A 14942-nucleotide genomic window follows, 5' to 3' on the forward strand; every position below is an offset into this window, starting at 1 on the left:
CGGCGCCGCTTGGCGCCGGAAGCCGCTGACGAGGCTTCAGTCTGATTTTTCGGCATTGGCGTTGGCGTCAGCCCAGGCCGCGCAGACCGGCGGAGCTTTCGCGAACCACCAGGTCCGGCGTGACCTGCGTGTTGCGCGGCGGCGGCAGTTCGTCCCGACGACGGATCAGTTCGATCACCCGCTCGACGGCAAGCTGCGAGACGCGCGAGGCGTTGTAGTCAACCGTGGTGAGCGGCGTCACGGCGAATTCCGCGAACTCGATGTTGTCGAAGCCGACGATGGCGATATCGGCCGGCACGCGAATGCCGGCCTGGGCGCAATAGCGCAGCACGCCGAGCGCCAGCGAATCATTGGCGGCGAACACTGCCGTCGGCCTGATATCGCGGGCCATCAGCGTCGCCATCGCCCAATAGCCGGCCTCTGCCGAATGGCCCTTCGGATCGACGAACAGTTCGGGATCGGCGACGAGCCCGGCGTCGGCATGGGCCTGAAGGTAGCCCTCCTTCTTCTCGGCGTTGCCGAGGGCCGGCGCCGGATCGATCAGGCCGATGGCGCGGTGCCCGTTGCCGATCAGGTGGCTGACCGCCTTGTGGGCGCCGAGCTGCTCGTTCATCGATACGGCATCGATGCCCGAATCGCCGGCGCCGACCAGCAGCACCACCGGATAGTTTCGCTGGCGCAGTGCCCGGATGTGGTCGAGGCGGCGATGATGGGTCGGGAAGATCAGCATGCCGTCGGCTCGCCGCGCCCGGAAGGTCTCGATCATCCGCGTCTCCACCTCGAGATTGTTGTTCGAGGTGGCGAACAGCGTCGTGTAGCCGGCTTTGGCGAGATGGTTCTCGATCGCCTGGGCGACGTGGGTGAGGATGGGGTTTTCGAGGTCGGTCAGAATCAGGCCGATCGACTTGGTTTCCTGGTTGACCAGCGATTTCGCGACGTAGTTCGGCAGATAGTTGAGTTCGGATGCCGCCTCGCGGATGATCACCTTGGTCTCGGGCGGAATGCGCGGGCTGTCCCTGAGCGCCAGCGACACGGTGTTGATGGAAAAGCCGGTCTTCTCCGCCACGTCCTTCAGTCGCGCCAGCGGCTTTCCCATCGGGCACCTCTCTCAGCGGTTGGCGGGCAGGGCGGAGATCGCCCGGTATTGCAGACAGTCCGCCGCCATTTCCATCAGTTCTATCCGGTTGCCGTCCGGGTCTTCAATCCAGGCGCCGCGATTGCCGTCGAGCCCGGCCTGGATCGGCGAGGTGAGCGTGACGCCCGCCGCCGCGAAGCGGGCGGCCGTCGCCTCGATGTCCTCCACCGAGAAACAGACGTGGTTGACGCCCACCGCCGCCTCGTCGGCCGCCCGTCCGGCATGGCCGGCGGGAAACAGTTCCAGGAATGAGGTGTCGGTGATGCGGAGGTAAACGATCCACGGCTCGCCCTTGTCGTCGACGAGACGCGTCATTTCCCTGAAACCGAGCCCGCCGCAATAGAAGGCGAGCGAGGCCCCGAGGTCCTGGACCTTGAGCGCCAGATGGCCGAATCCGTTGATACCTGACAAGATTTTCCTCCAGTTCCGGACTGTTTGTAGGAGCGTTAATACGAAAGTTGTAGTCGGGCGTTTCACTGAGAGAAACCACCCGGCCGGTCAAGCATCCCAGGCCGGCCCCCAATCGGGAGCGATACCGCGCGGGCCATCGGCAAGCGCGTCGATGGCGGCGATGTCGTCGGGTGGAAGATGCAGCCTGGTCGCCGCGAAATTGGAGGCGATCCGCTCGCGCCGCGACGAAGTGGGGATGGCCGCATATCCCTTGGCCAGTTCCCAGGCGAGGGCCACCTGCTCGACGCTGGCGCCGTGCCGGGCGCCGATCGCCTCCAGCCGCGGATTGCCGGCAAGGCTGCCATGGGCAATCGGCAGGTAGCAGGTGACGAGAATGCCGCGGCGGCGGCACTCTGCGGCAACTTTGTCGTTCTTGAACAGTGGGTTGAGTTCGATCTGGTTGGTGGCGATCCGCCCCGGACCGAGCCGTCGCTCCGCCTCGTCGAGCAGCGCGATGGTGAAATTGGAGACGCCGATCAGCCGGGTCAGCCCGGCCTGATGCGCCGCGACCAGCTGGTCGAGATAGACGGCAAGCGGCAGTTCGCCACGCGGTGACGGCCAGTGCAGCAGCGTTAGGTCGACCATGTCGACGCCGAGCTGATCCAGGCTGCGGCGCAGCGAGGGCGCCAGCTTGCCCGGCCGGTAGTTGTCCGGATCGATCTTGGTGGTGACGAACACCTCGTGCCGCGACAGGCCGGAGCGTCGCAGGGCCTCGCCGACCATCGGCTCGGTGCCGTAGCCCTGTGCCGTGTCGAGATGCCGGTAGCCGACGCCAAGGGCGGCCAGCATGGCCTCGACTCCTTCATCGCCAAGCCGCCCCCAGGTGCCGTAACCCATTCTCGGAATGATGTTTCTCGCCTCGACCGCCATTCCGTACCCCTCCTCCGGCTCTTGGTTGTTCGTCGTGGAGCGCCGAAACCGCCTTGACGAGATCTGTTTCCTATGCTCATATTAGCGTTAATACAAGACCGGCGCAAGAGGAACGACGGTCAAACGACAAGCTTACGGGAGGGACCATGGGCATCCGCTGGAGCCGGCTGACGCCGCAGCTTGCCCTGACGCCGGCCGTCGCGATCACCGCCATCGCCTTCATCGGTTCGATCGGCTGGACGATCCTGCTGTCGCTAACCTCGAGCCGCCGCCTGCCGGACTACGCGATCGACTGGACCAACCCGTTTCGCCAGTACGACCGGCTGTTCGCCGACGTCGGCTGGCGCATTTCGCTGTCCAACCTGATCGTGCTGGCCATCGGCTCGGCACTGGCCATCGTATTCGGCTTCGTGCTGGCGGCGATGATCGAGCGCGAGCGGCGCGGCGAGGACTTCTTCCGCACCGTCTTCCTCTATCCGCTGGCCATTTCGCTGATCGTCACCGGCGTCGCCTGGCGCTGGATCTTCAACCCGGCGCTGGGCATCGAGAGCTTCTTGCATTCCCTCGGCATGACCTGGGTGTCGTTCAACTGGCTCGCCGACGGACGCACGGCCATGTACGCCATCATCCTCGCCTCGGTCTGGCAGAGTTCGGGCTTCTACATGGCCCTGATGCTGGCCGGCCTCAAGGCGATCAACGTCGAGATCTGGAGCGCCGCGCGCATGGACGGCGTGCCTCTCTGGCGCGTCTACATCGAAGTCATCATTCCGATGATGAAGTTCACCTTCCTGACCTGCGCCATCCTCTTGTCGCTCGGGGTGATCAAGGCCTACGACATCATCGTCGCCATGACCAACGGCGGCCCCGGCCAATCCACCTGGCTGCCCGCCTACTTCACCATCAAGGCGTTGTCGGCCAAGGGCAATCTCGCCTTCGCCTCGGCGGCGGCGGTGATGATGCTGGCCATCACCGCCGTGGTGTTCCTGCCGCTCGTCCTCCTCACCGCCTGGCAGCAGCGCGTTCGCAAGGGAGCCGCCGGATGACCGTCTCCGCTTCGCCCGCCCCGGCCGTGCTGTTCCCGCGCCCCAGCAAGCGCATCCGGGGACGCAGCATCGCCGTGCTGGTGTTCCTCGCCATGGCGGCGCTGTTCTTCTCGGTTCCCCTCTACGTGCTGGTCGTCACCTCCTTCAAGACCATGGACCAGATCCGCGAGGGCGCCATCTTCTCGCTGCCCGAGGTCTGGACCTTCGACGCCTGGCGCTACGCCTGGGACGAAGCCTGCTCCGGCCTGACCTGCGAGGGCCTGAAGCGCGGCTTCGTCAATTCGCTGGAGATCCTGTTCCCGTCGCTGATCGCCTCGATCGCCATCTCGGCGGTCACCGGCTACGCGCTGGCGCTCTGGAGCGTCCGCTGGGCCGGCGGCTTCCTGTTCCTGTTGTTCCTCTGCGCCTTCGTGCCGTTCCAGATCATCATGTACCCGCTGATCGTCATCACGGTGAACATGGGCGTCTACGGCACCATCTGGGCGGTAGCCTTCATCCACACCGTGCTGGCCATGCCGGTGCTGACGCTGATCTTCCGCAACTACTACAAGGACATCCCGCCGGAGATCATCAAGGCCGCCATCATGGACAGCGGCTCGTTCTGGCGGATCTTCGTCGAGATCATCCTGCCGATGTCGGGCAATATCCTGATCGTCGTGCTGATCATGCAGATCACCTCGATCTGGAACGACTACCTGATCGGCGTCACCTTCGGCGGCCTCGGCGCGCAGCCGATGACCGTCAACCTCGCCAACATGGTCACCGTCACCACCGGCACCGTTTCCTACAACGTCAACATGGCCGCGGCGCTCCAGACCGCCATCCCGCCGCTGGCCATCTACTTCGTGCTCGGCAAGTTCTTCGTGCAGGGCATCGCCGCCGGTGCCGTCAAGGGTTAACGAGGAGAGTCCATGCCCCGCGTGTCCTTCGAGCATATCGTCAAGAAATTCGGCGCGCTGACCGTCCTCGACGATCTCGACCTGACGGTCGAGAGCGGCGACTTCCTGGTGCTGCTCGGCCCGTCCGGCTGCGGCAAGACCACGCTGCTGAACCTGTTGGCCGGCCTCGCCGACGTTACCTCCGGCCGCATCATGATCGGGACGCGCGACGTCACCGACCTCGATCCCAAGGACCGGCGTCTGGCCATGGTGTTCCAGTCCTACGCGCTCTATCCGACCAAGACGGTCCGTGGCAACCTGAGGTTCGGCCTGTCGGCCAGCAAGCTCCCCAGGGAGGAGATCGACAAGCGCATCGCCTGGGCCGCCGACATGCTGCAGATCGGCCCGCTGATGGACCGCCGGCCGGCCCAGCTCAGCGGTGGCCAGCGCCAGCGCGTCGCCATCGGCCGGGCGCTCGTCAAGCATGCCGACGTGCTGCTGTTCGACGAGCCGCTCAGCAACCTCGACGCCAAGCTCCGTACCGAAATGCGGATGGAGATCAAGAAGCTGCACGAGGAGCTGGGTCCGACCGTCGTCTACGTCACCCACGACCAGATCGAGGCGATGACCATGGCGACGCGCATCGCCATCATGAACGGCGGCAAGATCGAGCAGTTCGGCACGCCGGACGACGTCTACGAGCGGCCGGCCAACCTGTTCGTCGCCGGCTTCATCGGCTCGCCGTCGATGAACCTCTTGCCGGCCACCGCCGAGGACGGCGGGCGGGCGCGCCTTGCCGACGGCAGCCTCATCGACCTCACTGCCTATGCCTTCGACGCGGCGCCTTCCCCCGGCGCCGCGCTGGTGGCCGGCCTCCGTCCCGAGCATTTCACGCTCGCCGCGCCGGCGGAGGCCGCCTGCCGCCTCGATCTTCCGGTGCGCCACATCGAGCGCACCGGCTCGGATGCGCTGCTGTCGCTCGCCTTCGCCGACCGGCGGATCACCGTGCGCGTCACGCCGACTGACGCCGCCCATCTCAGGACCGGCGACCGGGTCGCCGTGGCGTTTCCAAAGGATCGCCTGAATCTGTTCGACGCCCGGAGCGGGCGCCGCATCTAGCTTCGGGCAGGGAGGAGAGGAAGATGACAAAGCATCGCTACAGCCTGGGCCTCGCTTTCGCCGCCACGCTCCTGTCGGGCGCGGCCATGGCCGAGGACCTGGTGATCTATCAGGACTGGTCGTCACCGGCCGAGGTCAAGGCGCTCAACGTGCTGAAGGCCGCCGCCGCGCAGAAGGGGATCAACTGGATCGACATCACCATACCCCATGACACCGGCTCCAACGTCACGCTGCTCAATCTGGTGACCGGCGGCAACCCGCCCAACGTCTTTTCCGAGAACAATCCGGCCGTCTACATGGACCTCGACAAGATGGGTCTCGGCCGCACGATCACCGGCCTGTTCACCGACATCGGCGCCGTCGACCACTTCCCGGCCGTGGTGAAGAAGGTGATCACCATCGACGGCGAGATTCGCAAGATCCCGCTCGGCATCCAGATCGACGGCATGGTCTACTACAGCAAGGACGTTGCCGCGAAGGCCGGTGTCGACCCGGAAGCCTGGACCTCGCTCGACGCCATGTTCGCCGACTTCGACAAGGTGAAGGCGGCCGGCTTCATCCCGCTGGCCATCGGCGCCCAGCAGTGGCAGATCGGCTATCTCACCCACGCCCTGGTGGCGACGCTGGGCGGCGCCGACTATTTCACCGACATCTACGGTGCGGCGCCCAAGGCCGAGGCTCTCGACGCGCCGGTGCTGCGGGACGTGTTCACCTGGCTGCGCAAGTTCCAGGAGGCCGCCGACCCCGGCTCGGTCAATCGCGACTGGAACATGACCACCAACACGGTGATCTCCGGTCAGGCGCTGATGCAGATCCACGGCGACTGGATGAAGGGCGAATGGCGGGCCGCCGGCAAGGAGGCCGGCAAGGACTTCGGCTGCGCGCAGATTCCCGGCGCCAAGGCCGTCGTCGTGTCGGTCGACAGCTGGGGCCTGCTGGGCGGCCAGCCGGAAGCCAAGGACAAGGCCGAGCTGGACTTCGCCGCCACCGTCGTCGATCCGGTGGTCAACGCCGACTTCGCCGCCGCCAAGGGCGCGACGCCGGTACGCGCCGACGCGCCGACCGACAAGCTCGACGTCTGTTCGCACGGCGTCCTCGACATCCTGAAGGACCCGGCGCGGCAGGTGCAGAATCCCCACTCGATGGTCGACCCCGACTGGCAGGCCTCGATCTGGGAGGTGGCCTTCAACTTCTGGAGCAATCCGGACATGAGCGTCGACGAGGCGATCGCCGCCATCAAGAGCAACTACGAAACGATCCTCAAGTGATCCCGACCGACTGAACCGGCGGCATCCGGCCCGGAGCCCTCCGGGCCGGGTATCGCCCAGCATGAGCAGGATATTATGGACAACAGACTTCTCGACGAAGACCGCGTCTTCCAGATCTGCTTCGTCACCCACGACGTCGAGGCGTCGGCGAAATGGTTCTCCGAGCTGACCGGCAAGCCGATCCCGCCCGAGGGCAAGGCCGCCGATCCCGAGGAGGCGCAAGCCGTCTACATGGGCATGCCGGCCGCCGTCGGCTGCCGCATCATCATGTTTGCCTTCGGCAACATCGACGTCGAGTTTCTTCAGCCCGGCCCGGAAAAGAGCGCCTGGCGCGACCTTCTGGAGGAGAAGGGTCCCGGCTGTCACCACATTGCCTTCAAGACACGCAACCTCACCCGGCGGCACGCCTTCCTCGAAGGGCACGGCCACAAGCTGCTGCAACGCGGCGAGTTCGACGGCGGCCACGGCCGCTACGCCTATTACGACACGGTCAAGGACCTCGGCGTGCTGATCGAACTCTTGGAATTCGACGACGACAAGGAGCCGCAGCCGTAAGGCCGACGCAGGAGGACCGCCGTGCGCTACCGGATTTCCTACCAGCTCTATTCGTCGCGGAACTTTCCGCCGCTCGAAGCGCAGTTCCCCATCCTGAAGGCGCTCGGCTACGACGCCATCGAGCCCTGGCTGCCGGCCTACGAGGCCGACGCCCGGGGCTTCCGCCGGGCCCTCGACGATGCCGGCCTCGCCTGTCACGGCTTTCACATGCCGCTCCAGGGCCTGATCGACGAGCCGAACCGCTTCATCGACATCGCGCTTGCCCTTGGCGCCGGCTATCTGATTCCGCCCTTCGTGCCGGAGGAGGAACGGGTCGCCAGCCCGGATTTCTGGAAGGGCATCGGCGGAAGGCTGGCCGAAGCTGCCGAGAGGCTGCGGCCGCACGGCCTCAAGGTCGCCTGGCACAACCACGATTTCGAGTATGCGCCGCTGCCCGACGGCTCGCGGCCGATCGACCACATCCTCGGCGCGGGCGACGACGTATGGTTCGAGATCGATTGCGGCTGGGTGACGCGGGCCGGTGCCGATCCGGCCGCCGAGCTTGTCCGCTATGCGAACCGTATCGCCTTCATCCAGATGAAGGATACCGCGCCGCCCGGCGTGACGGCCGACGACGGCTGGACGGCGACCGGCGATGGCATCATCGACTGGCCGGCGCTGCTGCCGCTGATGCGGAAGACGGCCGCCGAACACATCGTCGCCGAACACGACAACCCCGCCGACTGGCAGCGTTTTGCCGACCGGTCGATCCATTACATGCGCTCGCTCGGCCTGGCGGGCGGCAACTGAGGAAATATGGCATGGCAAGCGAAGTGGCAATTCTTCGGCTCGACGGCCGCGGCGTCGAAACCGTGCTCCGCACCGACCGGCTGGTCGAGGCGCCCAACTGGACCAGGGACGGCAAGTCGCTGATCATCAACGGCGACGGCCGGCTCTATCGGGTGCCGCTCGACCGTCCGGAGATGATCGAGATCGATCCCGGCTTCGCCCGCGACTGCAACAACGACCACGGCATCTCGCCGGACGGCGGGCGGCTGGCGATCTCCGATTCCAGCGAGGCGGGCGACAGTGCCATCTACACGCTGCCGATCTCCGGCGGCACGCCGCAGCGAGTCACCGACCGGACGCCGTCCTACTGGCACGGCTGGTCGCCGGACGGCAGCCGGCTTGCCTATGTCGGCAAGCGGGACGGCAGCTTCCAGGTCTACACCATCGCCGTGGATGGCGGCCCGGAGACGAAGGTCACCTCCGGCTTCGACCATTGCGACGGTCCCGACTACTCGCCGGACGGCGCCTGGATCTGGTTCAACGGCGAGCGGAACGGCGCCGTCGACCTCTGGCGCGTCCGCCCCGACGGCCGCGATCTCCAGCGGATGACCGATGACGGCCGCGTCAACTGGTTCCCGCATCCCTCGCCCGACGGCCGGCACGTCGTCTATCTCGCCTATCTGCCGGGCGTGAAGGGCCATCCACGCCACGAGCATGTGGAATTGCGCCTGATGCCGGGCGGCGGCGGGCGGCCTGAGGTGTTGCTGCCGCTCTACGGGGGCCAGGGCACCATCAACGTGCCCTCCTGGGCGCCCGATTCAACGGCCTTCGCCTTCGTCCGCTACGACCAGCATTGACGGCGATCCGGCGCCGTTGCCCGCCGGATTCGCGGCTCAAGGTGTGATCTCCTTCCAGGCTTTGAAACAGGCCAAATGCCGCAACGGACTCCCTGAATGCAGGCGCCATCCAGCTATCAAGTCCGGGCAGTTGATGGACTGGATCGAGCCTGAGTCTTTCGGGCTCCTCGGTGCGGACGCTGCGGATGTATTCATAGGCTGTCAGGCCGCTGGGGATCCTGAACCCTCGGGCGAAATTGTAGGCCAGGAGGAAATCGCCGATGTATCCGCTCCAGGTGTCGGGCTTACTCGGCCCAGGAGATCGCAAAAGCGTCGAGCCGATGTCGCCGCGGCTTGTCCGTGATGGCTACGACCGTCTTCGTCCTGTCATTTCGATCGAGGTCTGGGACCATAAGTCGCTTGTTGGGGAGCCTGCCCGGCAGGCGGTCGGCGGCCCGGACGCCTTGTCTGATGTTCGACGATACCGGTCTGCCGAAGACGGGAACGCATTCGGTCGGGGTGGCGCCGCAACATGCATCGATGCTGGGCAAACGGTCCAACTGCCAGACCCTGGTATCGCTGGCGCCGGCCAGAGACGAGGTTCCCGTCGCCGTCGGCCCGCGACTGTTCCTGCCCGGCGAGGAAGCCTGGCTGATCGGCGGGTGGCGCTCGTCGGACGAGCGCAGATACGACCTCTCCAACCTGCCCGCCGGTACCGATATCCTGATGCTGGCGGCATGCATCAAAGCCGGATGGGTGTGTGAACAGGCGCATCGGCAGATGAAGGAGAAACTCGGGCCCGATCACCTTGAAGGGCGCTCCCGGCGCGGTCTTCACCGGCATGCGCTGATGATCATGATCGCTTGCGCTTTACAGCGACTGACCGAGGCGCAGCAGGAAAAAGAGTCCCGAACGGCCCGCCGGCAGTGACGCTGCCAGCAGTCCGGAGAGCACTCATTGCAGCGCTGCCTGAGCCGCCGAAACCGCCCTGTCACCGCGACCCGTTCCATCGGCGAAGCAGCAGGGCTGTTCAAAAATTCTGCCGAAGTAATGCCAGAGCGCCGTAAAGCTTTCGGATGTCGTCAGCCGGAAATAACCATTCGGGAAATTCCGCGCAATACCGCTACAGAACAGGTCCGACGATGGTGATCACATTATTCCACAGTCGCCGCCAGACGGCCCAGTCCTGAACCTCTTCCGGCAAAACCCTGCGGCTTTGGGCGAGATAGCTTTCCTGCCTCGCGCGCAGAACCTCCGCCAGTTCCGGATTCTCGACGAGAATGTTGTTTTCATAATTGAGGTCGAAGCTGCGCCGATCCATGTTCGCCGAGCCGATCAGCAGAATCTGGCCGTCCATGGTCAGCGTCTTGGCGTGCAACAGCCCTGCTTCATATTCAAAGATTTTCACGCCGGCACGAAGAAGGTCGAGATAGTAGCTGCGGCTTGCGGCCCCGACGGCAAAGTCGTCGTTGCGTGCCGGAAAGATGATCGTGGTGTCAACGCCCCGGTTAGCGCAGGCGCAGAGAGCCGCCTGCATCGCGGCATCGGGCACGTAATACGGCGTCGTGATGAAGACCGAGCGCTTCGCCGCATAGAGCAGGGTCACGAACATTTCCGGCATGGCCGAATTGCGGAATGTCGGCCCCGTGGCGATGACCTGGGCCTTGAAACCGGCGGTTACCTCCCGCAGCGGCACGCGCAGGAGATCGCCGATGTCGCCGCCGCCATTGCCTATCCAGTCGCTGATGAACAGATGCTGGTTCTGCCGCACCACCGGCCCCTCGAAGCGCAACAGCACGTCGACCCACGGCGCGAACTTCGCCTTGGGCAGGAATTCGGGATCCGCGCAGTTCTGGCTGCCGCAATAGGTGATGCGGTTGTCGATGACGGCGATCTTGCGATGGTTGCGCAGGTCGATGCGGCCGGTGAGGGCGCGAAGAAGCGGATTGCCGATCACCAGCGCCCGGCGGGTTTCCACGCCGGCCGCCGCCATGTTCTGCCAGAGCGGCCCCCGCACGAGATCGCGCGAGCCGAGATCATCGACGAGCACCCGGCAGGCGACACCGCGCCGCGCCGCGCGTTGCACCGCCTCGGCGACCTTCGTGCCGTTGCGGTCGGCAAGCCAGATGTAGAACAGGAGGTGGACGTGATCCGTCGCTGCATCGATATCCGCGACCATTGCGTCGATGGCGGTGTCGGAATTCTCCATCAGGCGGGCGCTGTTGCCGTCGACGGGGACATAGGAGCTGATCGACCGTCCGACGGCGAACAACGCCTCATGCGCGCCTGTCGGCGTGGGAGTGGCGGGCCATCCCGGAGCGTCCTGCGGCAGCGGAAGGTCGTGGAAGGCGGCCTTCAACAGCTCCACCCGCCGGCGCCCGACATTCGTCCGCCCGAGGAAGATATAGGCCAGTGCGCCGACATAAGGCAGCGCCAGCACCAGCAGGAGCCACGCCGCCCGGGACTCCGGCTGACGATGCGCGCGCAGGAGAATATGGGCGGCGGCAAGAACGACAACAAAAACATGCAAGGCTACGAAGATCAAAGCATCCCCCGCGTCGTCGCATTCTCTTGCCGCGGCGCTTCTCCCTGGCGCGGCATTTCCGCTTGCCCTCATCCTTCTCCAGGAGAGCCGGCGCGGTCAAGGCAATGTCGAAGTGCCGGCTGGTATCAATCCGCTCGCTCTATTCCGACTTGACGACACGCTTCGCGGAGTGGCTGCCCCCTTTCCGTCTTGTTCATCGTTCAACTGATCGGCCAGGTTCCCGCTGCCCTGCGGATCATCCATGGCGAGAACCGCCTTCAACGGGACACCGCGACCGTCGGTATGTCTCCCGCGGCGTCTGGTGCGATTCACGCGATGATCCGGGCGTTCATCACCGGACCGCTTACCATCCGGCTCGGCGAGCGGCACATCCTGCTCCCTGGCATGATGGCCGATGCGGCGGGATGGGTCCTGCTGGCGCTTGCCGTGCAGGGATGGATGACAGTGCCGATTCTCGTCCTGCCTGCCGCCGGCGGCAGGCAGTCCTCTCGAAAAGCTTCGACAAGCGGTCAGCAAGGCGCGTTGCAAGGAACGCTCACCAGCCTCGTCAATCTTGCCCCATCGTGGGGCTGCTTGCTTTTGCAGCGCTCCATTCTGCGGTGGATTGTCGGCGCGGCGCTCCGTCTTGTCTGCCTGCCGCTGTTCCGCAGGGCTTTCGCCCCCGCGGCGTGATCGCGATCGTGGCGCGACCCCATGCATGGACGGGAAGAGACGAGACCGGAGACCATGCGTGGCGGTTGATTTTCCGAAACAAATCGGGAACAATGGCGATGGAGATCCATGATGCCCCTGTCGCCCGTCGCCTTTGCCTCGCCCATCGAGAGTTTCGTCAATGACGGCCGCCAGTCGGAAGCCGCCCGCCTGGTGCAGCGCGGCGTCGGCCGCCTTCTCGCCGGCCACGGCTTCTCCGTCCTTTACGAGCTGCCGCTCGCCTCCGGCCGAAGGGCCGACGTCGCCGCCCTCGGGGCCGGTGGCGACATCTTCATCGTCGAGATCAAGTCGTCGATCGAGGACTTCCGCGCCGATCGCAAGTGGCCCGACTATCGCCTCCATTGCGATCGCCTGTTCTTCGCCACCCACGCCGGCGTACCCGCCGACATCTTCCCCGAGGACGCCGGGCTGATCGTCGCCGACGGCTATGGCGGCGCCATCCTACGCGAGGCACCCGACCATCGCCTGGCCGCCGCCACGCGCCGGGCGATGACGCTGCGCTTCGCCCAGGTGGCAGCGCGGCGCATCCAGCAATTGATCGATCCGCAGCTCCCCGACATGGGCGGCTTCTGAATCGTTACGCTAAAAGTTGGATGACTTCTAAAGTCTATGCCGAAAAGGCCGGCCGGCGGGCCTTGTCGCGACTAAGGACGGGGGTGCGGCCGCTTGCCGCGACGGGGCCGGGCGCTATCCTTTCCAGCGATCAATAACGAAACGGCGGAGGGGACCGGCGGGGGCGGTTCTGACTGCCCGGAGGGCGGCGTGCCGTATTATCACAGCTATTCCGGCACAGGGCCCGCCAGTCGGGCGCCGCCGCCGGCTCCCGGACTGCGGCCACCGGAGGCATCCGGCCTCTCGGCCGACCTCTATGCCCGTACCGTTCGCCGCTACCGCCATCCGAATTTCTGCCTCCTGAGCACCGTCGTGTCCGGGGTCCGCGGGCCGGTCGTCGAACGGGTAGTGCATGCCGCGCCCTTCTGGACGCTGACCGCCTTCGACCGTCTGCCGCCCGATCCGGATGTCGCCTTCCCTGCCGTGCTGCTGCTGCCGCCGCACGCCGGCCATTGCCCGACGCTGATCCGCGACACGGTCGCCGCCTTCCTGCCCGGCCACGCCGTGCATGTCGCCGCCTGGACCGACGCGCGCGACGTGCCGCTTGCCGCCGGCGCCTTCGGACTCGGCGAGGCGGCCGAGGCGGTGGCCGACATGACGGCGCTGATCGGCGGCAGCGTTCACCTGGTGGCGATGGCCGAGGCCGGCGTCGTCGGCATCGCCGCCGCGGCGCTGCTTGAAGCGCGCGGCGCGGCGCCCGCCACGCTGACGCTGATCGGCGGCCCGGTCGACTGCCGCGCCGACCACGCCGGCCTGGCCGCCGGCGCCGCCGCCCTGGGGCTCGACTGGTTCGTGCGCACGGTGATCGCGCCGGTGCCGGCGCCGTTCGCCGGCGCCTACCGCGAAGTGTTCCCCGGCTTCTTCACGCTCACCGGCTTCCTGACCAGCACCCTCGACCGCTCGCTGTCCGACCACAAGGAGCTGTTCCTGCGCCTCGTTGCCGGCGACGGCACCGACGGCCACCGCGCCTTCTTCGAGGAGTTCCTGGCGGTGATGGACGTGCCGGCCGAATTCATGCTGCAATGGATCGAGGCGGTGCTGATCGACCGGCCCTTCGCGCTGGATGCCGACGGCGAGGAACCGCTTCGGGTCGCCACGCCGCTGATGACCGTCGAAGCCGGCCGCGACGCCTTCGGAGGTGGCGGCCAGACCCATGCCGCCCATCTCCTCGCCGCCGACCCCGACGGCGGCTGCCGCCATACCGAGCCGGAGGCCGGCCGCTTCGCTCTGTTCCACGGCGCCCGCTGGCGCGCCTCGGTGTTCCCGCGCGTCGCCGACTTCATCGCCAGTCACGCCGCCCCGCCGGCCCGGCGAGCGGCGACGCCGGCCGAGGACCTGTTGACGCTGCCCGGCCTGACGCCGGCGCTGGCCGCCCGGCTCAACCGCGAGGGCGTCTATTTCGTCCGCCAGATCGCCCGGCTCGACGACTCCGCCGCCGACGATCTCGACCGGCGGCTCGGCACCGACGCCCATCCCGTCGTCGCCGCGCTCGGCCGCGAGGCGCGCCGGCGGCTCATGGCGGGGCGGCCTTGAACGGGGGTAGTGGCAAGGCCATATAGGATGGGCTTATGGACGCCGGGTGCCTCAGGGGCCCGGACAAGGTCGCTTCTCTGCGAGGACTTTGGACATGACGAGACTGGCAGGCTTCTCGAGCCCGTTCCTGTTGGGCTTCGACGAGATCGAGCGGGCGCTCGACCGGGTGTCGAAGGCCGCGAACGACGGCTATCCCCCCTATAATATCGAACGCGTCGAGCGCGACGCCCCGGACGGCGACGTATTGCGCATCACGCTGGCCGTCGCCGGCTTCACCCGCGAGCAGCTCGACGTCTCGGTCGAGGAGAACCAGCTGGTGATCCGCGGCCGGCAGTCCGACGACAAGTCACGCCTCTACCTCCACCGCGGCATCGCGGCGCGACAGTTCCAGCGCACCTTCGTGCTGGCCGAGGGCATCGAGATCCTCGGCGCCGACCTCAGGAACGGCCTTCTGTCCATCGATCTGGTGCGGCCACCGCTCGAACGGACGGTGCGACGGATCGAGATCAACGCCGAGGACTGACGATAAACGCGGCGGTAGCTTTTTCCCGATAGAGTGAGTATTGGACCCGCCCGCCTTCGCCGGCTGGTGGCGTCTTCCCTTCCGTCCGGTCCGACC

15 protein-coding genes and 1 pseudogene are annotated in these 14942 nt (G+C 66.4%); 12 read left to right on the forward strand and 4 right to left on the reverse strand.

Translation table 11 applies throughout. The features are described from left to right. Nucleotides 1-67: 67 nt before the first annotated feature. The 3 genes from H512_RS0120475 to H512_RS0120485 form a co-directional block, all read right to left on the reverse strand. Nucleotides 68-1096 (reverse strand): LacI family DNA-binding transcriptional regulator, encoded by a 1029-nt coding sequence (locus H512_RS0120475; RefSeq protein ID WP_026784978.1) that lies wholly within the window; start codon nt 1094-1096, stop codon nt 68-70. A gap of 12 nt (nt 1097-1108) precedes the next feature. Further along, entirely contained in the window at nt 1109-1546 is a 438-nt protein-coding gene (locus tag H512_RS0120480; RefSeq protein WP_026784979.1) for a VOC family protein, read from the reverse strand. 87 nt (nt 1547-1633) lie between these two features. Then, nucleotides 1634-2455 carry an aldo/keto reductase gene (locus tag H512_RS0120485; protein ID WP_026784980.1) on the reverse strand — a complete coding sequence of 274 codons (822 nt, stop codon included), beginning with the start codon at nt 2453-2455 and terminating at the stop codon, nt 1634-1636. A 146-nt stretch (nt 2456-2601) separates the two neighbouring features. Here H512_RS0120485 and H512_RS0120490 point away from each other — a divergent pair, with 146 nt between their 5' ends. The 8 genes and pseudogenes from H512_RS0120490 to H512_RS27715 form a co-directional block, all read left to right on the forward strand. Beyond that, nucleotides 2602-3498: a carbohydrate ABC transporter permease gene (locus H512_RS0120490; protein WP_026784981.1), complete on the forward strand. Its 897-nt coding sequence runs from the start codon at nt 2602-2604 to the stop codon at nt 3496-3498. Further along, complete coding sequence (locus H512_RS0120495; RefSeq protein WP_026784982.1) at nt 3495-4397, forward strand: carbohydrate ABC transporter permease; 903 nt, start codon at nt 3495-3497, stop codon at nt 4395-4397. The genes H512_RS0120490 and H512_RS0120495 overlap by 4 nt, the downstream gene beginning before the upstream one ends. A gap of 12 nt (nt 4398-4409) precedes the next feature. Beyond that, nucleotides 4410-5495: an ABC transporter ATP-binding protein gene (locus H512_RS0120500; RefSeq protein ID WP_026784983.1), complete on the forward strand. Its 1086-nt coding sequence runs from the start codon at nt 4410-4412 to the stop codon at nt 5493-5495. A gap of 23 nt (nt 5496-5518) precedes the next feature. Continuing rightward, nucleotides 5519-6763 carry an ABC transporter substrate-binding protein gene (locus H512_RS0120505; protein ID WP_026784984.1) on the forward strand — a complete coding sequence of 415 codons (1245 nt, stop codon included), beginning with the start codon at nt 5519-5521 and terminating at the stop codon, nt 6761-6763. 75 nt (nt 6764-6838) lie between these two features. Further along, nucleotides 6839-7318: a VOC family protein gene (locus tag H512_RS0120510; RefSeq protein ID WP_026784985.1), complete on the forward strand. Its 480-nt coding sequence runs from the start codon at nt 6839-6841 to the stop codon at nt 7316-7318. Nucleotides 7319-7339: 21 nt separating this feature from the next. After that, the gene (locus tag H512_RS0120515; protein WP_026784986.1) at nt 7340-8107 is read left to right on the forward strand and encodes a sugar phosphate isomerase/epimerase family protein; all 768 of its coding nucleotides are present in this window, start codon (nt 7340-7342) and stop codon (nt 8105-8107) included. An 11-nt stretch (nt 8108-8118) separates the two neighbouring features. Next, on the forward strand, nt 8119-8943 hold the full coding sequence (locus tag H512_RS0120520) for a TolB family protein (RefSeq protein WP_053240108.1): 825 nt from the start codon (nt 8119-8121) through the stop codon (nt 8941-8943). A 380-nt stretch (nt 8944-9323) separates the two neighbouring features. After that, nucleotides 9324-9852, forward strand: a pseudogene (locus H512_RS27715) (transposase); the annotation flags it as partial. Nucleotides 9853-10045: 193 nt separating this feature from the next. Here the strand turns inward: H512_RS27715 and cls are convergent. Further along, nucleotides 10046-11467: a cardiolipin synthase gene (gene cls / locus H512_RS0120530; protein ID WP_026784988.1), complete on the reverse strand. Its 1422-nt coding sequence runs from the start codon at nt 11465-11467 to the stop codon at nt 10046-10048. A gap of 189 nt (nt 11468-11656) precedes the next feature. On the opposite strand from cls, the gene H512_RS25320 reads away from it, so the two are divergent. The 4 genes from H512_RS25320 to H512_RS0120550 all read left to right on the forward strand — a co-directional run bounded on the left by H512_RS25320 (nt 11657) and on the right by H512_RS0120550 (nt 14846). Then, a complete protein-coding gene (locus tag H512_RS25320; RefSeq protein ID WP_053240110.1) occupies nt 11657-12139 on the forward strand; it encodes an MFS transporter in 483 nt (160 codons plus the stop codon). A 111-nt stretch (nt 12140-12250) separates the two neighbouring features. Next, nucleotides 12251-12751, forward strand: a complete 501-nt coding sequence (locus tag H512_RS0120540) for an MmcB family DNA repair protein (RefSeq protein ID WP_169507200.1) — start codon at nt 12251-12253, stop codon at nt 12749-12751. Between the two features lie 351 nt (nt 12752-13102). Then, nucleotides 13103-14323 (forward strand): polyhydroxyalkanoate depolymerase, encoded by a 1221-nt coding sequence (locus tag H512_RS25325; RefSeq protein WP_156899597.1) that lies wholly within the window; start codon nt 13103-13105, stop codon nt 14321-14323. 94 nt (nt 14324-14417) lie between these two features. Continuing rightward, entirely contained in the window at nt 14418-14846 is a 429-nt protein-coding gene (locus tag H512_RS0120550) for an Hsp20 family protein (RefSeq protein ID WP_026784990.1), read from the forward strand. Nucleotides 14847-14942: the final 96 nt, after the last annotated feature.

Origin of the sequence: Pleomorphomonas koreensis DSM 23070 (assembly GCF_000425185.1) — a bacterium.
Classification (GTDB): Bacteria; Pseudomonadota; Alphaproteobacteria; order Rhizobiales; family Pleomorphomonadaceae; genus Pleomorphomonas; species Pleomorphomonas koreensis.